Raw genomic sequence first — 21,339 nt, 5'->3', positions numbered from 1 at the left:
TACTCGTCGTCGGCATCACCCCCCGCGCCGGAACAGTTCCTCGGGCGACACGGCGTGCTCCTCATGCGCGGTCCTGCCCGGTCTGATCCGCCGCCGGTGGCGAACTCATCGGTGACCCCGCGGATCGCGAGCCCGCGTGCGGCCGGGGCGCGAGCAGTGGGAGGGCGCGGGAGATGGCGCGGGCGCTGGTGCGCAGGAGGGTGGCGAGCGCGTGGAGTGAGGGACCGCCGTGGTGCACCACCAGGGACACCGCGGCCACGACCTCGCCCTGCGCGTCATGGATGGGCGCGGCGACGGACACGGCGTCCATGGTGACCTGGCGGTCGCTGATCGCGTAGCCGCGGGCGCGGGTGTCGGCGAGCGCGGCGCGGATCTGCTGCGGGGCGGTCATGGTGCGTGGCGTGTAGCGGGTGACGGGGCCGGTGAGGACCTGTTCCTGCACCTCGACGGGCGCGTATGCGAGCAGGACGAGCCCGACGCCGGTCGCGGTGAGCGCGAAGCGGCCGCCGACCCGGGTGAGCACCGGCACGGCGCCGCTGCCGGCGATCCGCTCGACGAACACCACCTCGGTGCCCTCCCGCACCGCGAGTTGCACGTTCTCCCGGGTGACCTGCGACAGGTCCTCCAGGTACGGCAGGGCGGCCTCGCGCAGCCCCAGCCCGCGCGGGGCGAGCGAGCCGATCTCCCACAGGCGCAGCCCGATGTGGTAGCAGCCGGCCACGTCGCGTTCCAGCGCGCCCCAGGCCACCAGGTCCGCCGCCAGCCGGTGCGCGGTGGAGACGGGCAGCCCGGAGCGGCGGGACAGCTCGCTGAGCGTCAGCGCGGGCCGGTCGGGGGTGAACGCGGCGAGGAGTTGCAGCGCCCGGGCCACGACCGGGCCGGTCCGCTCGGCCGCTTGCCGGGGCGCGGGCATCTGCATCGACGGCTCCTGGAGGGTCAGAGGTCGAGGACCAGTTTGGGACAGGCGGCGCGGGAGACGCAGACGAACATGGTGTCGTTGGCCGCCCGCTCGTCCGGGGTGAGGAGCGAGTCGCGGTGGTCGACCTCGCCGGCGAGCACGGCGGTCTCGCAGGTGCCGCAGGTGCCCTCGCGGCAGGAGGACAGGATCTGCACGCCGGCCTCCTCCACGACCTCGAGGATCGACCGCTCCGGCGGCACCGTCAGGGCCAGGCCGGTGGCGGCCAGCTCGACCTCGAACGACTCCGCCCGCGTCGGCTCGCCCGCGTCCTTGGGCGTGAAACGCTCCACGTGCAGCGTGCCGGGCGGCCGGGCCGCGCAGCGTGCCTCGACGGCCTCCAGCAGCGGGGCGGGGCCGCAGCAGTAGACGAGGGTGTCCGGGTGCTCGTCCGCGAGGAGGCGGTCGAGGTCGAGCAGGCCGTGCTCGTCCTGCGGCCGCAGGACCACCCGGTCGCCGTGGGCCGCCTGGAGCTCGCGGGCGAACGCCATGGACGCGGCCGAACGGCCGCCGTACACCAGCCTCCACTCGGCGTCGCCGGCGGCGGTGACCATGGGCAGGATGGGGGTGATCCCGATCCCTCCGGCGATGAACAGGTAGCGGGGCGCCGGGTGGAGCGGGAAGTGGTTGCGGGGGCCGCGGATGAGGATCGCGGTGCCCGGGTGGAGCTCGTCGTGGACGTACGCCGACCCGCCCCGGCCGTCCGGCTCGCGCAGGACGGCGATCCGCCAGGTCGTGCGGTCGGCCGGGTCGCCGCACAGAGAGTACTGGCGCACGAGGCCGTCGGCGAGGGCCAGGTCGATGTGCGCGCCGGGCGTCCAGGCGGGCAGCTCGCCGCCGGCCGGGTCGCGCAGGTCGAGGGCGACGACCCCGTCGGCCGCCCACTCGCGGGCGTGGACGACGACCTTGCGCTCGGCCTCGGAGGCGGCGCCGCTCACCGCGATCCCCTCGGTGGTCGTGGTCATCGCGCGGCCCCCGCTCCGGACAGGACGGGCGGGCCGCCGGGGACGTCCTGCGCGGTGTGGCCGTCCGGGTGGGCGAGCAGCCACTCCCACACCTCGACCGGGCCCTCGGCCACGTGGGTCGCGCCGCAGTGGCAGGTGCCCATCAGCAGGTCGCTGCCCGGCAGCCACACCACCCGGAGCACCTCGCGGCCGGCGAGCATGCGCACGGGCTCGAACGACGTCATGACCGCGACGCCGCGGCGGGGACGTTCTGCCCGGCGAGCTTGGCGAGCAGGCGCCGGGCCGCCAGCCCGCCGGTGTCGATGTTGATCGACAGCTCCTGGTAGCCGGCCGGTTCGGTGGCGATCACCTGCTCCAGCACGTCCAGCGCGGCCACGTCCTGCAGCACCACGGTGCGGTTCTGCTCGGCCAGGAAGTCCGACACGCCCTGGTCGTCCAGGGCGAAGTCGCGGGCCACCGCCCAGAAGTCGTGGGTGGTGTGCTCGGTCTCGGGGGTGATGGCGTAGACGACCTCGACGTGGAAGGCGTCCGGGTCGCTGCCGTCGGCGTTCGGCAGCACGCCGAGCGGGGCGATGCGCGAGTGCAGCTTGTACAGGCACGGCGGCGTGTACTCGATGTCCTGCCAGCGCATGATGCGCCCGGTCAGGCCGGTGGACTTGGCGTAGAAGGGCGGGCATTCGGCGTCGTCCATGTGGCGGCTGACGTAGACGATGCCGGCCTCCTCGTCCACCTCGGTGGTGATCGGGGTGGCGGCCACCTCGGGGGTGCCGATGTAGCCGCCGTGCAGGTACGTCTCGTGCGACAGGTCGAGCAGGTTGTCCACCAGCAGCTCGAACCGCGCCTTGAGCGGCTCCATCCCGCACACGGTGGTGTAGCCGGGCGAGACGAGCCAGGGCGCCCGCGGGATCCGGGTGGCGTCGGCCTTGGCCGGGTCCCCGATCCAGACCCAGACGAAGGAGTCCTGCTCGACGACCGGGTAGCTCTTCAGCCGCGCGGTACGCGGCACCCGGGTCTGGCCGGGGACGGCCACGCAGACGCCGTCGGCGCCGTAGGTGAAGCCGTGGTAGCCGCACACCACCTGGTCCTCGACCAGCCGGGTGGGCGCCTCGGAGAGCGGGAAACGGCGGTGCACGCAGCGGTCCGACATGGCGGTGACGGTCCCGGCGCGGGTGCGCCAGAACAGGATCGACTCACCGCAGACGGTACGGCTGAACAGCTCCTGGCCGATCTCGTGCCCGTACGCGGCCACGTACCACTGATCGCGGGGGATGCTCGACATCGGTCGGCTCCTTCGATAGTCCGGGGGGATGAAACGATGGTGGCCTCGGTCACGTGGCCGGCGGAACGCCGTTTCCCGGATGCCGGAAAACGAATCCCTAGAACCGCAGGACCGGCTTGATCGTGCCGCCGGAGGCGATGTCCTGCACCGCGCGCCCGATCTCCTCGAACTTGTAGTGCCTGATCAGGCGGCCGATCGGCAGGCGCCCGTCGGACACGAGCTGCGCGAGGACCGGGATCAGCGACTCGGTCTCGCTGTCGCCCAGGGTCAGGCCCACCACCCTGCGGCCCGGCAGCATGAAGTTGACGTCCACCGGGATGGCGGAGCCGAACGGCGGGGCGCCCACCAGCACGGCGGTGCCACGGGCGGCCAGGACGCCGACGGCGGCGCCCGCGACCGCCAGGTTGCCGGTCGTCTCCACCACGCCGTCGGCGCCCTGGCCGCCGGTGAGGTCGGCGATCGCCTCGGCGAGGTCGTCCGTGGTGGTGTCCACGGTGTGCGTGGCGCCGAGCTCGCGGGCCAGGTCGAGCCGAGCCGGGAGGCGGTCGACCGCGATGACGCGGGTGGCCGGGGTGAGCTTGGCCGCCATGATCGCGGACAGGCCGACCGCGCCGGCTCCGGTCACGACGAGGGTGGCGCCGGGGCGGGGGCGCAGGACATTCCATACCGCCCCGGCGCCGGTCTGCACGCCGCAGCCGAGCGGCGCCAGCAGGTCGAGCGGCGCGTCGGCGGCCACCTTGACCAGGCTGCGCTCGTCGACCAGGGCATGCCTGGCGAAGGAGGACTGGCCGAAGAAGTGCCCGCCGATCGCCGCGCCGCCCCTGGTCACGGTGGGCGAGCCGTCCGCGCGGGCGCCGCCGAGCAGGTTGAGCGGCAGCCAGGCCGCGCAGTACGCGGGGTGCCCGTCGCGGCAGTTGGCGCACCTCCCGCACGAGGTGAAGGAGAGCAGCACCTGGTCACCCGGGCTGACCCGGGTCACCGCCGAGCCCACCGCCTCCACGACGCCCGCGCCCTCGTGGCCGAGGACTCCGGGCAGCGGGAACGGCAGGCCGCCGGCGGCGACGCCCAGGTCGGTGTGGCAGATCCCGGCGGCGACCATCCGGACCAGCACCTCGTCCGGGCGCGGCTCCGCCAGCTCGACGTCGCTCAGCTCGAAGCCCGCGCCCGCGGACTCGACGACGGCCGCTGAAGTGGTGGTCATGGTGTTCCTTTCAGGGGGCGACGACGGCTCAGAGGGCGATGACGACGGACTTGACACGGGTGTAGGACTCCAGCGCCTCGGGCCCGTACTCCCGCCCGTAGCCGGACTGCTTGACGCCGCCGAAGGGGATCGCCGGGTCGAGCATCGCCCAGTCGTTCACCCAGACGATGCCGGCCTCCAGCCGCGCGGCCACGCGGTGGGCGCGGGCCAGGTCCTGGGTCTGCAGGCCCGCGGCGAGCCCGTAAGGGGTGCCGTTGGCCCTGGCCACGGCCTCGTCCTCGGTGTCGAAGGGCTGGACGGTCAGGACGGGGCCGAAGATCTCCTCCTGCACGACGCGGGAGTCGTCCTCCAGGCCGGCGATGACGGTCGGCCGGTAGTAGTAGCCGCCGCCGAGATCCAGGCGCTCGCCGCCGGTGACGATCCGGCCGCCCTCTTCCTTGGCGAGGCGCACGTAGTCCTCGACCTTGGCGAGATGCCGCTCGGCGGCCATGGGGCCGATGACGGTGGCCGGGTCGAAGGGGTCGCCGACCGGCACTCCGGCGACGGCCCCCGACAGGATCTCCAGGACGGTGTCGTGCAGGGAGCGGTGGACGAGCAGGCGCGGACCGCCCATGCAGAACTGGCCGGTGTTGAAGACGAAGGCCTTGATGACCGAGCCGATGGCCTTCTCGAGGTCGGCGTCCTCGAACACGATCTGCGCGGCGTTGCCGCCCAGCTCCATGGTGACGGGCTTGAGCGCCTCTCCCGCCGTGCCCGCCGCGTACCGCCCGATCTGGGTCGAGCCGGTGAAGGCGATCTTGTCGACGCCCGGGTGGCGCAGCAGCGCCTTTCCTGCCTCCGCGCCGCCGGTGACCACGTTCAGCACGCCGTCCGGCACGCCGGCCTCGGCCAGGATCTCCGCCATCAGCAGGGCGCTGAGCGGGGTGTCCTCCGCCGGCTTGTGCACCACGACGTTGCCCGCGGCGAGCGCCGGGGCGATCTTCGAGCTGCTGAGGATCAGCGGGAAGTTGAAGGGGGTGATCGCGCCGACCACGCCGAGCGGCTCGCGCCGGGTGTAGGCGTGCGACGGGATCGGGATGTGCCGGGTCGCGCCCTGGATGCTCTGCGCGAGGCCCGAGTAGTACTCGTAGACCTCGGCGGCCGTGGCGACGTCCACGGCGCGGCACAGGCTCACCGGCTTGCCGACGTCGGCGCTCTCCACCGCGACGATCTCGTCCTCGCGCCTGCGGATGATGTCCGCGACGCGGTGCAGGATGCGCGCCCGCTCGCGGCCGGCCGTCTGCGACCACGCGCCGAACGCCTCGCGCCCCGCCTTGACGCCCGCGTCCACGTCGGAGGCGTCGGCCTCGGCGACGGTCGTGAACACCTTCCCGGTGGACGGGTCGGTGACGTCCCGCCTGCCCTTGGCGTTCGCCTCGCACCATTCTCCGCCGATGAAGAGCTTGCCCGGCTCGACGTGCGGCCGGGCTACGGTCGGGACGTTCTGTGCCACGGAGTCGGTCATGGCCCGCTCGCCTTCCCAGTACGGTCGACACCGCACCGCGTTAATCCTGGTCACGCCGCCGCGACCAACAGGTTTCCTGATAATTACGCCCATATGGCGGCGAGCGCAAGAGGGTGTTGCATAATCAGGAAGTCTGATTGTCGAGACAAGGAGAGAACGTGGTGCAGACCGCGGACGGCGGCGCCGGATCCACGGAGGTCGCGACCCGGGGCCCGTCATTGATGTACGTCGTGAAACAGGTCGAGCTCGCCGCGCGATCACACATGGACGAGTTGCTCAGGCCGGCCGGCATCACCGCCCTGCAGTACACCGCGCTCACCGTGTTGCGCCGCAGGGACGGGCTCAGCTCCGCTCAGCTGGCCCGCAACTCCTTCGTCACGGCCCAGTCCATGGCCGACATGATCACCTCGCTCGAGCGGCGCGGCCTGATCAGCCGCCGCCGCGACCCGGAGAACCGGCGCGCCATGCTGATCAGCCTCACCGACGCCGGCCGCGAGCTGCTCGCGACCTACGACGCGGCGATGGACGACCTGGAGGAGCGCATGCTCTCCGGCCTCACCCACCGGCAGCGGCGCGACCTGGAGGCCTACCTCAACCGCTGCCGGACGGCCCTGTCCGACATCCCGCCCCACTGATGCAGGCCGGCCCGGGCCTCCTCAGGACCGCAGCGCCGGCCGTTGATGCGAGCCCGCCGGGCCCGCGCCACCGCGCGTAGGCGCGGCCGACGGCGACCGCGACCCCATGATCAGGAACGGTACGCCGATCAGCCAGATGATGTAGGCCACGAACGTGCCCTGCAGAATCCGGTAGACGGCCTCCGCGATCCGGTGGCGACGTGGCCGAGCGCCCGGCTCATGCCGTCGGCCAGTGTGGCGGCCAACGCGGCGAAGCCCCACCGGCCACAGGGCGATCCCCGGCACCGCGACCAGGTGGATGAGGTGCCAGGAGCCGTGGCCCGCCACATGCGGGACCGCGTTCGCGGCGCCGCTCGGAAGGTCTTGGTGGACCGCTCCCGCCACCAGGTGCGGATGAGCCCGCCACCCGTGGCCGGGCGCCTGAGTTCACTACAGGTAGATTTTTTTCCTACGCGCCTCGTCCACCTAGGGACAGATCGCGGAGCTTGAGTTTCTGGATCTTACCCGAGCCGGTCTTCGGCAGGTTGTCCACGAACGTGACGTAGCGGGGGATCTTGTACTTGGCCAGACGGGCCCGGAGGTAGTCCTGGAGCTCCTCCTCCGTGACGGCGTGGCCGGGACGGGCGATCACGAACGCGCGCCCGGTCTCCCCCCATGTCGCGTCGGGGACGCCGATCACCGCCGCCTCGGCCACCGCCGGGTGCTCGAAGAGGGCCGCCTCCACCTCCGCCGGATAGACGTTCTCGCCGCCGGAGATGTACATGTCCTTGACGCGGTCCACGATGTACAGATGCCCCTCCTCGTCGAGGGTGGCGACGTCGCCGGAGCGGAACCAGCCGCCCTCGGCGAAGGACGCGGCGGTGGCCGCGGGGTCGTTCCAGTAGCCGGGGGTGACGTTCGGACCCTGGATGAGGACCTCGCCGGGCTCGCCGGGCCCGGTGTCGGTGAGGTCGGGCCGGACGACCCGGACGTTGGCGAAGAAGACGGGCACGCCTGCCGAGCCGGCCTTGCGCTCGCTCTCGCTCGCCTCCAGGAAGGTCGCCCCCGGCGAGGTCTCGGTGAGCCCGTACCCCTGGCAGAACACCAGGCCCCGCTCCTGGTAGGTGCGGATCAGCGCGGGCGGGATCGACGCTCCCCCGGACATCAGCGTGCGCAGCGAGGACAGGTCCGCGCGGGCCCAGCGCGGCGAGCGGGCGAGCGCGGCGAACATCGTGGTCACCCCGAACATCCACGTGACGCCGTGCTTCTCGACGAGGTCGAAGCACGCGTCCACGTCCCACGACGGCATGATCACCGAACGGCCGCCCTTGATGAACGTCGGCAGCAGCGTCTGGTTCAGCGCCGCCACGTGGAACAGCGGGGCGCTGACCAGCGTCGTCTCGTCGCCGGCGACGTCCACTCCGATGAGCATGTTGTAGGTGTTCCACACCAGGTTGGCGTGGCTGAGCGTGGCGCCTTTGGGCCTGCCGGTGGTGCCCGACGTGTACAGGATGAGCGCGGGGTCGTCCTGGCTCACCGGCACGTCGATCGGCATGGGGTCCCCCTGCGCGAGCCAGCTCTCGTAGTCCTCCAGCGCCACGATCTCATCCAGGGCCGCGGTGCCCGCCAGCGCCTCGACCACGCCGGCGCACTGCGGCGCGTGGATCAGGACCTTGGCGCCGCAGTGACCGAGCATGTAGTCGATCTCGGGCGCCGTGAGCCGGAAGTTCAGCGGCACGAAGATCCCGCCGAGCACGTGCGTGGCGAACATGGTCTCGGCGAACGCGGTGTGGTTCGGGCCGAGGTAGGCGACCCGGTCCCCGGCGCGCACGCCGCTGTCCCGCAGCCGCGCCGCCAGCCGCGTCACGCGCTCGTGGACCTCGGCGTACGTCAGCGAGCGCGCGCCGAAGACGAAGGCCGTGCGGTCCGGCGTCATCCGGGCCCGCCGCGCCGGCCAGCCGCCAATCCCGGAGTTCTGCATGGGGGTGGTTCTCCTGTCAGGACGAAGGGGCGCGGGTGGCGCCCGTGACCGCATCAGGTGCCGTCGCCGCGTCCGCCAGGTCGCCGCGGCTGGTCTCCTTGAGCGCCAGCGTGCAGGCCACGGCCAGCAGGCAGGCGGCGGCGATGACCGCCGAGACGACGAGCGTCCCGCCGCCGGCGTTCGCGGCCAGGATCTGGGCGAACAGCACCGGCGCCAGCCCGGCTCCGAGCCCGGCCAGCTGGTATCCGAGCGACGCGCCGGTGTAGCGGGAGCGGGTGCTGAACAGCTCGGTGTAGAGGGCGGCGAGCGGCCCGTACATCATCGGGTGGACGACGGACTGGCCCAGGACCAGGGCGACGGTGAGCAGCACCACGCTGCCGCTGTCCACCAGCGGGAACAGGGCGAACGCGAACACCGCCATGATGAGCGCGCCGGTGACGACGACCGGCCGCCGCCCGACCCGGTCCGACAGGGCCGACCAGCCGAGGATGCCGAGCACGGCCAGCGCCGACGACAGCGTCAGCCCGTTCAGCACGGCCTGCCGCTCGAAGCCGGCCTGCACGCCGTACGCGATGAGGAAGGTGGTGAGCGTGCCCTGGGCCACGAACGCGGCCAGGCCGACCCCGACCCCCAGCAGCAGCGTCCTGGGGTGGTCGCGCAGGACGTCCATCAGCGGGGACCGGGAGGCCTTCTCCTTGGCGGCCTCCTTGACGGCGGCGCTGAACACCGGCGTCTCCTCCACGCGCGTCCGGACGAACAGGCCGATCGCGAGCAGGACGATGCTGATCAGGAACGGCACCCGCCAGCCCCACGCCAGGAAGGCCTCGTTGCCGAGGACGGCGGCGGTGCCGCTCAGCGCGCCCGTGGACAGCACCATGCCGAACGGCGCCCCGGCGTTGGTGAAACTCGCCCACAGGCCGCGGCGGCCGGTGGCGTGCTCTGCCGACATCAGCACCGCGCCGCCCCACTCGCCGCCGACCGCGATCCCCTGCACGAGCCTGAGCAGCACGAGCGCGATCGGAGCAAGCACGCCGGCCTGCTCGTACGTGGGCAGCACCCCGATGAGGAAGCTGGCCACACCCATCAGGACCATGGTCAGCACCAGCATGCGCTTACGGCCCAGCCGGTCGCCGAAGTGGCCGAACACGACGCCGCCGACCGGCCTGGCCAGGTAGCCGGTGGCGAACGTGCCGAGGCTGGCCACCGTGGCGGCCAGCGGGTCGAGGTTGGAGAAGAAGACCTTGCTGAACACGACGGCGGAGGCCGTGGCGTACAGCAGGAAGTCGTAGTACTCGATGACGCTGCCGAGGAAACTCGACGCCACCGCGCGGCGCAGCTGGACGGGGTTCGACATGAGTGGGGGGCTCCTCAGATCGGGTGGATCAGGCGTAGTGCCGGTAGACGGCACGGGCGACGCACGCGGGCTTGGCCGCGCCGTCGATCTCCACGGTGAAGTCGAGCAGCATCTGGACGCCGTCGCCGGGCACGTCCGCGACCTCGGCGACCGTGGCGGCGAGGCGGATCTTGGCGCCCACCTTGACGGGGCTCGGGAAGCGGACCTTGTCCAGCCCGTAGTTGATGCTCATCTTCATGCCCTGGATGTCGAGCAGCTCGTTGAACAGCGGGATGAGCAGCGACAGGGTGAGGTAGCCGTGGGCGATCGTGCCGCCGAACGGCCCGTCCTTCGCCCGCTCCGGGTCCACGTGGATCCACTGGTGGTCGTTGGTGGCGTCGGCGAAGGTGTTCACCCGCTCCTGGGTGATCTCCAGCCAGTCGCTGCGGCCGAGGTCCGTCCCGGCCAGCGCCTTCAGCTCCTCCAGGCCGTTCGCGATGGTCGTCATGGCAGCTCCTTGGGGTCCTTGGGGGTGAGGCCGAGCAGGCGTGCGGCGTTGTCCTTGAGGATCTTGGGCCGCACCTCTGGCTTGATGTCGAGCTTGGCGAAGTCGGCCAGCCAGCGGTCCGGCGTGATCACCGGGTAGTCGGAGCCGAACAGCACCTTGTCCTTGAGCAGCGAGTTGGCGTAGCGGACCAGCTGCGGCGGGAAGTACTTCGGCGACCAGCCGGACAGGTCGATGTGGACGTACGGCTTGTGCGTGGCGACGGCGAGGGCCTCGTCCTGCCAGGGGAACGACGGGTGGGCCAGGATGATCTTCAGGTGCGGGAAGTCCACGGCCACGTCGTCGACCAGCATCGGGTTGGAGTGCTTCAGCCGGATGCCGCCGCCGCCCGGCACGCCCGCGCCGATGCCGGTCTGGCCGGTGTGGAACAGCGCGACCGCGCCCAGCTCCTCGATCACCTCGTACAGCGGGTACGCCATCCGGTCGTTGGGGTCGAAGCCCTGGATGCTCGGGTGGAACTTGAAGCCGCGCACGCCGTGCTCGGTGACGAGCCTGCGTGCCTCCCGCGCGCCCGCCCGGCCCTTCCACGGGTCGACGCTGGCGAACGGGATCAGCACGTCGGGGTGCTCGGCGCAGCTCTCGGCGATCTCCTCGTTGGAGATGCGGGGATGGCCGGTGGTGTGCTCGGCGTCCACGGTGAACACCACCGCCGCCATCTTCCGCTCCCGGTAATAGGCGGCCATCTGCGGGATCGTGGGCCGCTCGTGGGAGCCGAAGTACTCCTCCGAGGCCCCGAACAGCGCCGGGCTGAGCGAGCCGTGCCCGTCCTTGGAGACCTCGGCGTGGGTGTGGACGTCGATCGCGACGAGCTCGTCGACGTCCATCTCCTTCGGGTTCACGACGAGGGCCCCTTGGGTGCCGGGATGCCGTACGTCTCCGGCTCGGCGCCCGCCGTGGACTCCCAGGAGGCGGCGATGGCGTCGGCGCTCCAGCCGCCGTCGGCGTACGCGACGGCCTTCTCGGCCGGGTGCGACCAGAGGGCCAGCTTGTCGCCGCCGATGCCGACGGCCTGCCCGGTGACGCCTCCTGAGGCGTCCGAGGCGAGGTAGACGATCAGCCCGGCCACGTCCTCGACCGTGCCGAGGCCCTCGTCCTTGCGCAGCCATTCCGGCAGCGGGCCGCCGGTGCGCTCGGCCTCCTCCAGGACCGGCGCGAAGACCGGGATCGTCTTGGTCATCTCGGTGGCGGCGACGGGCACGACGGCGTTCACCGTGACGTTCGAGCGGGCCAGCTCCATGGCCCAGGTGCGGGCCATCGCGACGATGCCGGCCTTGGCGGCGGCGTAGTTGGTCTGGCCGAAGTTCCCGCGCTGGCCGGCCGGCGAGGAGATGAGGATCAGCCGGCCGCCCTCGCCCTGCTCGCGCATGCGCACGGCGGCGGCGCGGGCGCAGGTGAACGTGCCGCGCAGGTGCACCTCGACGACCGCGTCGAAGTCCTCGTCGGACATCTTCCACAACACGCGGTCGCGCAGGATGCCGGCGTTGGTCACCATCACGTCGAGCCGGCCGAACTCCTTGACCGCCGTGTCCACCAGCCGCTCGGCGACCTGGCTCCCGCCGACCGCGCCCGCCTCGGCCACGGCCTTGCCCCCCGCGGCGGCGATCGCCTCGGCCACCTCGGTGGCCGCTCCGGGGTCCACGTCGTTGACGACCACGGCCGCGCCGGCGGCGGCGAGAGCTTCGGCGTACGCCCGCCCGAGACCGCGACCGGCTCCGGTGACCACAGCCACCTTGCCCGACAAATCCATTTCTCCACCCCAAACAACACAGGATCCTGCCGACTTCGCCAATGTAAGGCACTTCCATGACCTAGGTCAAAGATGTGCCCAATATTCGCACCCGCTCCAACCCATGCCTGCCCGTCGCATACCCCTGGGCGAGCAGCGCCTCCCCGGCAGGTCGCCGTCCGCGCGGGGACTCGCCGCGACGGGGACCGCCGGCGGCAGGCTCTCTCAACATCGGGCACATTGACGACTATCGTCACGATTTTGCCCACCATCTCGGCTCCTCTACGCTCTTGCCTGTGAAGCGCGAGGATGGGCACGATCAGCCGCAGATGCCATCGGCGCGCCCGCAGTCCCTGATGTTCAGCTTTCTCGGCATCTACGTGCTGGAACGCGACACCGCGGTCTACTCGGGCAGCGTCATCGACGTCTTCGCCCGCCTGGGCGTCTCGGAGGAGGCGGTCCGCTCCACACTCACCCGCATGGCCAAGCGCAACCTGCTGACCAGGCACCGCCAGGGCAAGAAGGTCTATTTCGGGCTCACCCCACACGCCGTCCAGGTGCTCGACGACGGGCGCAGGCGCATCTGGGAGACCGGCGCGGTCAACCGCGACTGGGACGGCACCTGGACCCTCGTCGGCTTCTCCCTGCCGGGCAGCGAACGCAGCACCCGCCACGACCTGCGTTCCCAGCTCATCTGGTCCGGATTCGGGCTGCTGCAGGGCGGACTGTGGATCGCTCCGGGCACGAAGGACATCGAGGCGATGCTCGCCCCGCTCGCGCTGGGCGACAACGTGACCGTGCTCCAGGCGCGGGCGCTCAAGCCGACGGAGTCGGCCGACCTGGTGCGCAAGGCGTTCGACACCGACCAGATCGCCGAGCGCTACCGGACCTTCCTCCACCGCTGGGACACCCCGCACCCGCTCCAGTCCGCCGCCGACGACCTGGCCAGGCAGCTGATCCTGCACACCGACTGGCTCCAGCTCGTCCGCCAGGACCCGCACCTCCCGGCCGAGCACCTGCCCGCCGACTGGCCGGCGATCCGCGCCGAGAAGCTGTTCCGCTCCCTGGCCCGCCAGTACGCACCCAGCGCCGCGAAACTGGCCGAGGCCATCGTCGACGAGCTGTCCCTGCGTCGTTGACGCGCTCCCGGGCTGAAGCCCGGCTCAGTCCACCCACAGCCTGGCCAGGCAGCGGCCATGGCCGGGCGCGCCGGAATCGGTGAACTCCGTCCGGCCGTGCAGGATCACGTTGTTGTCGAGCATCAGGAGGTCGCCGGGCCGGAGGTGGCAGCGGACGACCATCCCGGGGTCGGACAGGACGCCGTCGAAGGCGTCCAGCGCGGCCAGCGTACGGGCGCTCAGCGGCTTGCCCGCTTCCCGCTGTCCGCGCTCGATCCAGTAGCGGTTGTACTGGACGCGCAGCCGGCCGCGCTCCCACCGGAACACCGGGTACACCCGGTCGAAGCCGGGCCCGGCGCCGAAGTGGAAGTCCTGCCGCAGCTCCGCGAGCGCGGCGGGATGGTCCCGGGCCAGCCGGTTGTAGACGGAGTGGCCGCTGACCAGCAGCGAGTCGCCGCCGCGGGCGGCGGCACGTACGCAGAACAACCCCAGCAGCCGCGGCGGACCGGGCGGGCCCGCCCGGTCCGTGTGGAAGGCCAGCTCCCTGTCGCTCATGCCACCGCGCTCCTGGGCGGCGGCCGCCCGGGTGACCAGGGTGGGGCCGCCCGCCCGGGGCGTGCCGAGCAGGCCGCCGAAGCCGTGGTACAGCGCGTCGAGGTCGTCGCCCGGCCAGCCCCGCAGGAGGATCAGCCCGGGGCCCTGGTTCAGGGCGACCACGACCCGGCCCGCCAGGGCCTCGGCGTCCGGGATCCGTCCGCCGCCGAGCCGGATCAGCCAGTCCTCCTCGCGCAGGGTGTCTCGCGTCCACGCCGTCGGCGCGGCCACCGTTCGGGTCATGGCTGCTCCGTTCCGGATCCGCCCGTTGATCCATGACTTTCTATGGGGTACCCGGCCGTACCGCCCCATACTGGGTCACGTGATCGAGGAGCATGCCACGTCCGCCTGAGTCTCCCCCGTCAGCGCCTCCCGGCGAACACCGGCGGGATCCGGTCCTTCCAGGGCATGGCCTGTTCCAGCTGGGCGGCGACCTGGAACAGCAGATCCTCGCGCCCGTAGGGGGCGACGATCTGCACGCCGATCGGCAGCCCGTCCTCACTCGTGCCCAGCGGCAGGCTGATCGCCGGCTGACCGGTGATGTTGAACACCACCGTGAACGGCCCGTAGTCCGTGAGGGACTCCAGCCAGCTGATCACGGTGTGGCCGGGGTCGTCGTACCGCAGGGTGCCGTGCGGTGCCGGGAGACGGCCGAGCGCCGGGGTGACGAGCAGGTCGTACTCGGTGAGGAACGCGCTCACCGACCGCGTCACCCGGTTCTGGGCGTTGAAGGCGGCCAGCAGGTCCAGCGCGCTGTACTCCCTGGCCACCTTCATGAACTGCCTGGAGACCGCCTCCATCAGGGCCGGGTCGGGCTCTCGCGGGGCCAGCAGCAGCATGGAGGAGATCGCGACGCCTTCGGCGACCCAGGCCCGCATGACGTCGTCCCAGTCCACGTGCGGGCCCGCCGCGGAGACGACATGACCCATCTCCTCCAGCACCTGCCCGGCGCGGGCCGCCGCCGCGGCCACCTGGCCGTCGACCGTCGTGCCCGACCAAGTATCGGTGGTCACCGCCACCCGCAGCCGCCCGGGATCGGTCCCGAGCTCGCCGGCGTACGGGCGGCGCGGCGGCGGCGCGGTGTACTTGTCACCGACCCCGGGTCCTTGGACGGCGTCCAGGAGATGTGCGGCGTCGCGGACCGTGCGCGTCAGGGCGAACTCGTACGCCATGCCGAGCATCGGCTCCCCCGTGTCCGGTCCGCAGGGGACGCGGCCCCGGCTCGGCTTGAGCCCGACCAGCCCGCAGCAGGAAGCCGGGATCCGGATGGAGCCGGCTCCGTCGCTGGCGTGCGCGACGGGCACGGCCCCGGCGGCGACCAGGGCGGCCGCGCCACCGCTGGAACCGCCCACGCCCCGGTCCAGGTCCCACGGGTTACGGGTGGGCCCGTACCTGGCCGGTTCGGTGGAGAAACTGACGCACAGCTCCGGTGCGGTGGTCAGGCCCAGGGTGGCCAGGCCCGCGGCACGGAAGCGGGTCATCAGGTCGGTGTCATGCTGGGGGACGATGCCCGGCAGGCTCCGGCTGCCGATGAAGAACGGCACGCCCTCGGCCACCGGCCCGTGGTCCTTGATGAGGAACGGGACCCCGGCGAACGGCCCGTCGCCGGCGTGGTGGAGCGCCGGCTCGAACACCGGCAGCGCCAGGCCGTTCACCTGTGCGTTCGCCTCGGCCAGTGCCTGCCGGGCCGCCGCCTCGACCTCGTCGGCGGTGACCTCGCCCGCCTTGATCAGATTCCGGATTCCTACGGCGTCGTACCGCGCGTACTCGTGAAGTTTCATGAAGAGTCCTCTTCCGGGCGTTCCTGGACGCCCGCACCTCGATCACATTCGTTCGGTGGCAGGCAGCGCACGCCAAGGGCGCTGCCGATGACGAACAGCGTGGACAGGGCGATGGCCGCCATGCCGGGCCGGTGTGGCTCCGGGCCCGTCGCCTGCGGTGATCGAGGTGCTTCTACGCTCGGTACATCACGCCCATGGTGGCAGCGGCCGCCGTGGCCGTCGACTGAATTTCCGTTCTGACCGTGGAGGGCAAGGATGTACGCGATATCCCTGGGGGACGACGGTGCCGAGTTGCGTCCGCTGGAGCCGTGGCGGGCCGGGGAGTTCCTGGCGCACATGGACCGGGGGCGGGAGTTCATCGGGCAGTACATCCCGCTCGCGGACAACGTCACGGACCTGGAGTCGAGCCGCTCGTTCCTGCAGTCGTACGCGGAGAAGGCCGCGGCCGACACCGGGCGGATCCACGGCATCTGGGCGGACGGCAAGCTGGTCGGCGGAGTGCTCTTCCGGACGATGGACGTCGAGCACGGCACCGCCGAGGCGGGCTGCTGGCTGGAGCCGTCGGCCGTGGGCAAGGGGCTGGTGACCAGGGCCGCGCGCGTGATCATCAATTGGGCCGTCGAGGAGCGGGGCGTCCATCGGGTGGAGTGGCGGGTCTCGGCGGCGAACGAGGGCAGCATCGCCGTGGCCCGGCGGCTCGGGATGACGAAGGAGGGGATGCTGCGGGAGAGCTACCCGCACCGGGGCGAGCGGCATGACGTAGAGATCTGGTCCGTGCTCGCGCCCGAGTGGCGAGCGGCCGCGCAGGGAGCGGCCGCGCAGGCGTCTCAGCGCTCCCGCGGTGTCGTCTGACGGGCGCCTGACAGCGTCGTGACAGCGCTCTGAGAGGTCGTCCTTCCACGATCGGATGCCTGCGGAAGGCGAGGGACGGTCATGATCGATGTCGCGGAGCTGGGGGCGGTCCTCGGGGTCTGGGCGCACCCCGACGACGAGGCGTACCTGTCGGGCGGTCTGATGGCGATGGCTCGCGACCACGGATCGCGGGTGGTGTGCGTGACCGCGACCCGCGGCGGCTCCCGCGCCCGAGGCGATCGCGCGGCTGTGCGACGTCATCGGACGGGTTCGCCCGGACACCGTGCTGACCTTCGGCCCGGACGGCATCACCGGCCACCTGGACCACCAGACGGTGTCGGCCTGGACCACCGCGGCCTTCGAACTCTCCGCCCCGCCGGGGGCGCGGCTGCTGCACGCCACCGTCGCCGAACGGCGGGCCTCACGCTGGAGCGAGCTGAGCAAGAGCCTGGGCATCTACGCTTCCGGCTACCCGATCACGACACCCGCCCATCGGCTGGCGGTCGACCTGGTGCTGGACACCGAGACGGCGGCACGCAAGGTCCGTGCGCTGACGGCCCAGGAGACCCAGACCGGCGTGCTCATCACCGCCATGGGGATGGACCGGTACACGGCCTGGGTCGGCGACGAGGCGTTCACCGAGTGGTCACGGCGGCCGGCGGCGATCATGATCGGGTGAGGACCCCGCCCGCTGGTGGCGATCAACACCCGCACGAGGCGCTGCCGGCGGGGGCGGAGCCGCGGGCGGTCACGCCGTCCCATCCGGGCCGAGGGGTCACGCACCTGGAAGGCGCGCCGACGGTGCTGTCGATGCCGGCCGACGGCGCCACGGCCACCGTTGCGGAGATCATGGATCACGTGCGGGCGCGGCGGGCGCGGTTCAAGGCGCCGAAGGTGGTGGAGTTCGGGGAACTGCCGAAGACCTCCACCGGGAAGATCCAGAAGTACGTGCGGCGCGAGAGGCCTGGGCGGGCAGAGAACGTCGCATCCACCAGGCCGTCTTCGGGTCCTGCGCTCGTCAGGCCTTGTACTGCGGGTAGCCGTAGCCGACGATCTGGGACGTGGGCCGGATGCGCTCCTCGACCTTGCCGTTGCCGGTGTTGCCTTCGATCGTGGTGACGGTGCCGTCCTGGTTGTCCTTCTTGACCAGGCCCACGTGGTCGATGCTGTCGATGCTCTTGTCGTCCCAGGAGAAGTAGACGACGGCGCCGGGCTTGGCCTGGGTGCCCCAGTGGCCGTTCTTCTCGAACCACTTGGCGTAGGTGATGGTGTAGGCGTCCCAGCCCACGGTGGGCCTGGCGCCGGCCTTCTCGCCGACCCAGGAGACGAACATGGCGCACCAGGGCGCGTTCGCGTAGGCCTGGATGCTGCCGCCGTCGCGGGCCACGGTTTCCTTGGCGCGCTGCGAGGCCATGTACCAGGCGTGGAAGGGTGTCCCGCCGCCGGCCGCGTTCTCGGTCACGCCCACCTGGGACTCCGCGATCTTGATGACGGTGTCGGCCGTGATCTGGGCGGGCTTCTTCGCGGCGGCCTGAACACCTGTCGCGCGGTCGCCCTGGTGGTCGGCGGCGAAGGCGGGCGTTGCGGTGAACAGGGCGCCGGCGGCCACGGTCGCTCCCATGAGGAGGCGCAGGCCGTTGGCGGGCGTGAGGGCATGGGAAAGTACGGTCTTGGTCATGCTGGGGTTTGCTCCTTGCTTCCATGCCGCCTACCGGGTTAGCTGACGGGTTCGGGCGTGGAAGTGCCCTACGGAAGCGGCCCTGCGGGCATTCCGATTCACCCCGGCGAAATTGGGTTCCCGGTTCCGCTCTTTTCGCGGATTCGGCGGCCGCGCTACTCTGCGGGCACGCTGCCGGCGCAGGTAGAACACGGTCTCGGTGATGGGCGCACATCCCCAAGAGGGACCTGGTCGTGCGCCTCAAGCTCTCAAAGGTAAGTAATTCACATAGAGCGGTGCAAATCAGATTCCGGTGATTCAGGGGAGAACTCAACGAAATCCCTTGCTGGGCAAGGGTTTCCGTATCCAATTCTTTACCTGATCCCGGATGCGCCGATGGCGGATTCGGACGGGGGAGCCCTCGCCGGCGGCCACTCCATCGTCTCTATGATTGCGGGTAGTAGTACTGGCGGCTCAGGCGCCAGCGCTGGAGCGCCGACCCTTCCCTCTGAACCACCTCCTACGTCAGTGCGTAGTACTCACTTGAGCGGACGGTCGCGGCCCGAGTCTGTCAGTGCGGCGCGAAGCGCACCACATCTCGGACATTTCGGAGGACGCGGCGGCCCGTCCCGGGGGAGAACGCCGACGCGGAGGTGGCGATGGGCTGGTTGACGGCTCTGGTGGCGGTCGTGGCAGGAGCCCTCAGCGCGCTCCGGCTGGTCTCCGCCAGGGGTTGGAGCCGGTACGCGGCCGGGATCGAGCTGCTCATGGCCATCGGCATGGCCTTGATGAGCCTGCCGGCGACAGCCGGCTCGTTCGGGCAGTCCGGGCTTTGGTGGGCCGCCGCGTTCGCACTCGCCGCGCTGGGGAGCACGGCGGCCGCGACGCGTCACGCCCTCCGTCATGGCTGGCGGCACGGAGTCCACTGGGTCCATCAGGTGCTCGCGAGCAGCGTGATGGTCATCATGGCGCTGATGGCCGCGCCTGCTTCTTCCGCCGGGGCCGCTCTCGCGCTCGGGTTGCCCTCCATGGCCGGAATGCCCGCGATGGACATGGGTTCGCACATGGGGCCGGCGCCGGGAATGGCGGCTCATGCGGCCGGCGCGCATACGTCCGCTCACGCGTCGGCGGGCGCCGGCTCCCTCTGGCCGGGTGCCTTCGCCGCGCTGGCGTTGTACTTCCTGCTGTCCATGGCGGCCTCCATATGGACGTGGCTGCGGGGCGAGAGGCGATCGATCGCCGGGACGGGCGGGAAAATCGGCCGGCCCGGCCGCGTGATCCACCGCCTGCTCATCATGCTGGACGGTGTCGTCGACCTGCTGGTGTACATGACCGCGTCCTTCTGGGCGAGGGCTCAGTCCCCCGGCCGGGCGGCGGCTCCGCTGAGCGCCGGAACCCACCGCCGCAGGCCGGGGGCGGACGCCTCGGCGGACGCCGCGTTCACCGCGCATCTCGCGATGGCGTCGAGCATGTCGGTCATGCTGTGGACGATGGCCCCCTGATCACGGCGGGCCCGCGTGGAGATCGGGCTCACCTCGGCCATCGGAACGGAAGTCCTGGCGGCACTCCCCCAGCAGGCAGGCGGACGACATCTGCCGTGGAACGCCGAGGGGCCGACCGGCCGGGCACCGGATGATCGTCTCGTACGCCGACGGCTTCGCCGTACAGACTGGAGCTCACCGGAAGCATGATGTCCTTGCCCGGCTACCGGCGGGCCTGACCTTCATGTCCTGCGGCCGACGCCTACGAGGTCTGCTCCGCCGGTTCCAAGCCCGCCAGGAGGTTGAAAGCGCCGGTCAGGAGATTGAGGGCGACCACGCCCACGATCTCCGCCACGATCCGGTCGCTCCAGCCGTGCGCGCGCAGCTCCGCGACGTCCTCATCGGTGATCGAGGAGGGCTCGGCCAGCACGCGCACGGCCAGGGCGATGAGTGCCGCCTCCCTGGCGTCGGTGGACGTGCCCTGCCGGGCCAGCGCGATGTCGGTCTCGCTGAGCCCGGCCGCGCGCCCGGCCTCGGCGTGCGCCTGACGGCAGAGGCCGCATCCGATCCATTCCTGGACGGCGAGCGAGATCTTCTCGCTGAGCGCGCGCGGCAGCTTGACGCGCTTCATGGCGCGCGAGAGGTCCAGGTAGCCCTGCAGCAGCGCGGGCGAGTGGGCCATGGTGGCGACCATGTCGCCCGCGCCGCCCCTCCTGCCGATGATGTCGTTCAGCAACTCCCTGGACTTTTCCGGCGCGTCAGCGGGATCGAGCGGGGTCAGACGTCGCATGTGTCCTCCTCGAGGTCCGTCGATGTACTATACCCCCCTAAGGTATATGGAGGAAGACGATGGAGCGACGACTCGCGGAGCACCTGTCCCGCTGGCTCGGCGGCCGGCCCGCCGCTCCCGGGCTGGACGTCATCGGCACGCCCGGGCGCGGCCGCCCAGGCTGGGACGGCAAGATCCACCCGGCCATCGGAGTCGCGAGCCCCGAGGGCGGCGTGTTGTCGGTCCCGCCCGAGCACGCCGCGGCCGTGGCGGAGCAGTACGCCAAGGACAAGGACCTCGCCTCACTGGGACCACGGATACCCGCCCTGGTCGGCTTTCCCGAGCTCGGCTGGTTCACCGCCGTCTATCGGTGGACCACCCGCCCCGCCCCCTTTCCCGACGCCGGGGTCTGGGTACCCGCCGCTGATCCGGAGGTTCCCGACTGGCTGCGGCCTTTCGGCGGGGACGTCCTGGTCGCCAGGGATCCGGCCACCGGTGAGCACTTGTCCGGGGTGGGGGTCAAACGGCACGACGCCTACGGGCACGAGCTCGCCGTCGTGACCACCCCCCACGCACGCGGCCGCGGCCTGGCACGCCGGCTCATCGCCCAGGCCGCCAGGCGGGTGCGGGACGAAGGCGCGGTCCCCACCTACATGCACATCCCCGAGAACCGCGCCTCCGCCGCGGTCGCCGAGGCAGCGGGTTTCAGCGATCTCGGGTGGCTCGCCTTCGGCGCGGCCGAGGTCCGCTAGCCACGAGCGCCCATCAGCGCAGGTGGGCTCAAGTCCGCCGTGCCGGGTGCTCCGGCGATCAGGGCGAGGCGAGGGCCCGTTGCCGTGGGTCTCGTCGTACGTGATCGACCAGGCTGGACGTGGGCGTTCGCACGAGAAGCGGTGTGCAGGCGCGTGGGCGCGAGCCCGGAAGGCCCGGGGCAGCGGCCAATGCCGATTCATCGTCACCCCAG

General features: G+C 71.7%; 22 protein-coding genes, 1 pseudogene and 1 riboswitch. Of the genes and pseudogenes, 7 read left to right on the top strand and 16 right to left on the bottom strand.

Annotation, left to right across the window (positions count from 1 at the left end):
- Window positions 1-61: 61 nt before the first annotated feature.
- The 6 genes from ACIBX3_RS39055 to ACIBX3_RS39030 all read right to left on the bottom strand — a co-directional run bounded on the left by ACIBX3_RS39055 (window position 62) and on the right by ACIBX3_RS39030 (window position 5,904).
- Window positions 62-919: an IclR family transcriptional regulator gene (locus ACIBX3_RS39055; protein WP_397125579.1), complete on the bottom strand. Its 858-nt coding sequence runs from the start codon at window positions 917-919 to the stop codon at window positions 62-64.
- Window positions 920-936: 17 nt separating this feature from the next.
- On the bottom strand, window positions 937-1,920 hold the full coding sequence (locus ACIBX3_RS39050; protein ID WP_397125578.1) for a PDR/VanB family oxidoreductase: 984 nt from the start codon (window positions 1,918-1,920) through the stop codon (window positions 937-939).
- Window positions 1,917-2,144 carry a hypothetical protein gene (locus tag ACIBX3_RS39045; protein WP_397125577.1) on the bottom strand — a complete coding sequence of 76 codons (228 nt, stop codon included), beginning with the start codon at window positions 2,142-2,144 and terminating at the stop codon, window positions 1,917-1,919. Before ACIBX3_RS39045 ends, ACIBX3_RS39050 begins: the two co-directional genes overlap by 4 nt.
- Complete coding sequence (locus ACIBX3_RS39040) at window positions 2,141-3,199, bottom strand: Rieske 2Fe-2S domain-containing protein (RefSeq protein ID WP_397125576.1); 1,059 nt, start codon at window positions 3,197-3,199, stop codon at window positions 2,141-2,143. The genes ACIBX3_RS39045 and ACIBX3_RS39040 overlap by 4 nt, the downstream gene beginning before the upstream one ends.
- Before the next feature lie 97 nt (window positions 3,200-3,296).
- Entirely contained in the window at window positions 3,297-4,400 is a 1,104-nt protein-coding gene (locus ACIBX3_RS39035) for an NAD(P)-dependent alcohol dehydrogenase (protein WP_397125575.1), read from the bottom strand.
- 28 nt (window positions 4,401-4,428) lie between these two features.
- Window positions 4,429-5,904 carry an aldehyde dehydrogenase family protein gene (locus tag ACIBX3_RS39030; RefSeq protein ID WP_397125574.1) on the bottom strand — a complete coding sequence of 492 codons (1,476 nt, stop codon included), beginning with the start codon at window positions 5,902-5,904 and terminating at the stop codon, window positions 4,429-4,431.
- A 158-nt stretch (window positions 5,905-6,062) separates the two neighbouring features.
- On the opposite strand from ACIBX3_RS39030, the gene ACIBX3_RS39025 reads away from it, so the two are divergent.
- Window positions 6,063-6,539: a MarR family winged helix-turn-helix transcriptional regulator gene (locus tag ACIBX3_RS39025; protein ID WP_397125573.1), complete on the top strand. Its 477-nt coding sequence runs from the start codon at window positions 6,063-6,065 to the stop codon at window positions 6,537-6,539.
- Between the two features lie 21 nt (window positions 6,540-6,560).
- Here ACIBX3_RS39025 and ACIBX3_RS39020 read toward each other — a convergent pair whose 3' ends face one another.
- The 6 genes from ACIBX3_RS39020 to ACIBX3_RS38995 all read right to left on the bottom strand — a co-directional run bounded on the left by ACIBX3_RS39020 (window position 6,561) and on the right by ACIBX3_RS38995 (window position 12,144).
- Window positions 6,561-6,923 carry a hypothetical protein gene (locus ACIBX3_RS39020; RefSeq protein ID WP_397125572.1) on the bottom strand — a complete coding sequence of 121 codons (363 nt, stop codon included), beginning with the start codon at window positions 6,921-6,923 and terminating at the stop codon, window positions 6,561-6,563.
- 64 nt (window positions 6,924-6,987) lie between these two features.
- The gene (locus ACIBX3_RS39015; protein WP_397125571.1) at window positions 6,988-8,499 is read right to left on the bottom strand and encodes a long-chain fatty acid--CoA ligase; all 1,512 of its coding nucleotides are present in this window, start codon (window positions 8,497-8,499) and stop codon (window positions 6,988-6,990) included.
- Window positions 8,500-8,515: 16 nt separating this feature from the next.
- Window positions 8,516-9,853: an MFS transporter gene (locus ACIBX3_RS39010; protein ID WP_397125570.1), complete on the bottom strand. Its 1,338-nt coding sequence runs from the start codon at window positions 9,851-9,853 to the stop codon at window positions 8,516-8,518.
- Window positions 9,854-9,881: 28 nt separating this feature from the next.
- Window positions 9,882-10,340: a MaoC family dehydratase gene (locus tag ACIBX3_RS39005; protein WP_397125569.1), complete on the bottom strand. Its 459-nt coding sequence runs from the start codon at window positions 10,338-10,340 to the stop codon at window positions 9,882-9,884.
- Complete coding sequence (locus tag ACIBX3_RS39000; protein WP_397125629.1) at window positions 10,337-11,221, bottom strand: amidohydrolase family protein; 885 nt, start codon at window positions 11,219-11,221, stop codon at window positions 10,337-10,339. The genes ACIBX3_RS39005 and ACIBX3_RS39000 overlap by 4 nt, the downstream gene beginning before the upstream one ends.
- 11 nt (window positions 11,222-11,232) lie before the next feature.
- Window positions 11,233-12,144 (bottom strand): SDR family oxidoreductase, encoded by a 912-nt coding sequence (locus tag ACIBX3_RS38995; protein ID WP_397125568.1) that lies wholly within the window; start codon window positions 12,142-12,144, stop codon window positions 11,233-11,235.
- A gap of 275 nt (window positions 12,145-12,419) precedes the next feature.
- Here ACIBX3_RS38995 and ACIBX3_RS38990 point away from each other — a divergent pair, with 275 nt between their 5' ends.
- Entirely contained in the window at window positions 12,420-13,262 is an 843-nt protein-coding gene (locus ACIBX3_RS38990; protein WP_397125567.1) for a PaaX family transcriptional regulator C-terminal domain-containing protein, read from the top strand.
- Window positions 13,263-13,286: 24 nt separating this feature from the next.
- On the opposite strand, the gene ACIBX3_RS38985 is transcribed toward ACIBX3_RS38990, so the two are convergent.
- Together ACIBX3_RS38985 and ACIBX3_RS38980 are read right to left on the bottom strand one after the other, a co-directional pair.
- Window positions 13,287-14,078, bottom strand: a complete 792-nt coding sequence (locus ACIBX3_RS38985) for a TauD/TfdA family dioxygenase (RefSeq protein ID WP_397125566.1) — start codon at window positions 14,076-14,078, stop codon at window positions 13,287-13,289.
- Window positions 14,079-14,197: 119 nt separating this feature from the next.
- The gene (locus ACIBX3_RS38980) at window positions 14,198-15,616 is read right to left on the bottom strand and encodes an amidase (RefSeq protein WP_397125565.1); all 1,419 of its coding nucleotides are present in this window, start codon (window positions 15,614-15,616) and stop codon (window positions 14,198-14,200) included.
- Between the two features lie 255 nt (window positions 15,617-15,871).
- Between ACIBX3_RS38980 and ACIBX3_RS38975 the strand changes: the two genes are divergently transcribed.
- From ACIBX3_RS38975 to ACIBX3_RS38965, 3 genes and pseudogenes are all read left to right on the top strand, one after another.
- A complete protein-coding gene (locus ACIBX3_RS38975; protein WP_397125564.1) occupies window positions 15,872-16,468 on the top strand; it encodes a GNAT family N-acetyltransferase in 597 nt (198 codons plus the stop codon).
- A gap of 81 nt (window positions 16,469-16,549) precedes the next feature.
- Window positions 16,550-16,699 (top strand): annotated as a pseudogene (locus ACIBX3_RS38970) (PIG-L family deacetylase); the annotation flags it as partial.
- Window positions 16,700-16,751: 52 nt separating this feature from the next.
- Window positions 16,752-17,147: a hypothetical protein gene (locus tag ACIBX3_RS38965; protein ID WP_397125563.1), complete on the top strand. Its 396-nt coding sequence runs from the start codon at window positions 16,752-16,754 to the stop codon at window positions 17,145-17,147.
- A 339-nt stretch (window positions 17,148-17,486) separates the two neighbouring features.
- On the opposite strand, the gene ACIBX3_RS38960 is transcribed toward ACIBX3_RS38965, so the two are convergent.
- Window positions 17,487-18,146 (bottom strand): CHAP domain-containing protein, encoded by a 660-nt coding sequence (locus ACIBX3_RS38960; protein WP_397125562.1) that lies wholly within the window; start codon window positions 18,144-18,146, stop codon window positions 17,487-17,489.
- A gap of 12 nt (window positions 18,147-18,158) precedes the next feature.
- Window positions 18,159-18,305, bottom strand: a riboswitch (cyclic di-AMP (ydaO/yuaA leader).
- Between the two features lie 479 nt (window positions 18,306-18,784).
- Between ACIBX3_RS38960 and ACIBX3_RS38955 the strand changes: the two genes are divergently transcribed.
- A complete protein-coding gene (locus ACIBX3_RS38955) occupies window positions 18,785-19,627 on the top strand; it encodes a hypothetical protein (RefSeq protein ID WP_397125561.1) in 843 nt (280 codons plus the stop codon).
- A 241-nt stretch (window positions 19,628-19,868) separates the two neighbouring features.
- Here ACIBX3_RS38955 and ACIBX3_RS38950 read toward each other — a convergent pair whose 3' ends face one another.
- Window positions 19,869-20,396 carry a carboxymuconolactone decarboxylase family protein gene (locus ACIBX3_RS38950; RefSeq protein ID WP_397125560.1) on the bottom strand — a complete coding sequence of 176 codons (528 nt, stop codon included), beginning with the start codon at window positions 20,394-20,396 and terminating at the stop codon, window positions 19,869-19,871.
- Window positions 20,397-20,455: 59 nt separating this feature from the next.
- On the opposite strand from ACIBX3_RS38950, the gene ACIBX3_RS38945 reads away from it, so the two are divergent.
- Complete coding sequence (locus tag ACIBX3_RS38945; RefSeq protein ID WP_397125559.1) at window positions 20,456-21,127, top strand: GNAT family N-acetyltransferase; 672 nt, start codon at window positions 20,456-20,458, stop codon at window positions 21,125-21,127.
- Window positions 21,128-21,339: the final 212 nt, after the last annotated feature.

It is taken from the genome of Nonomuraea sp. NPDC049480 (assembly GCF_044465905.1).
GTDB lineage: Bacteria > Actinomycetota > Actinomycetes > Streptosporangiales > Streptosporangiaceae > Nonomuraea.
The sequence above is the reverse complement of the archived record's forward strand: the minus strand, read 5'-3'. Positions and strand labels throughout refer to the sequence as shown.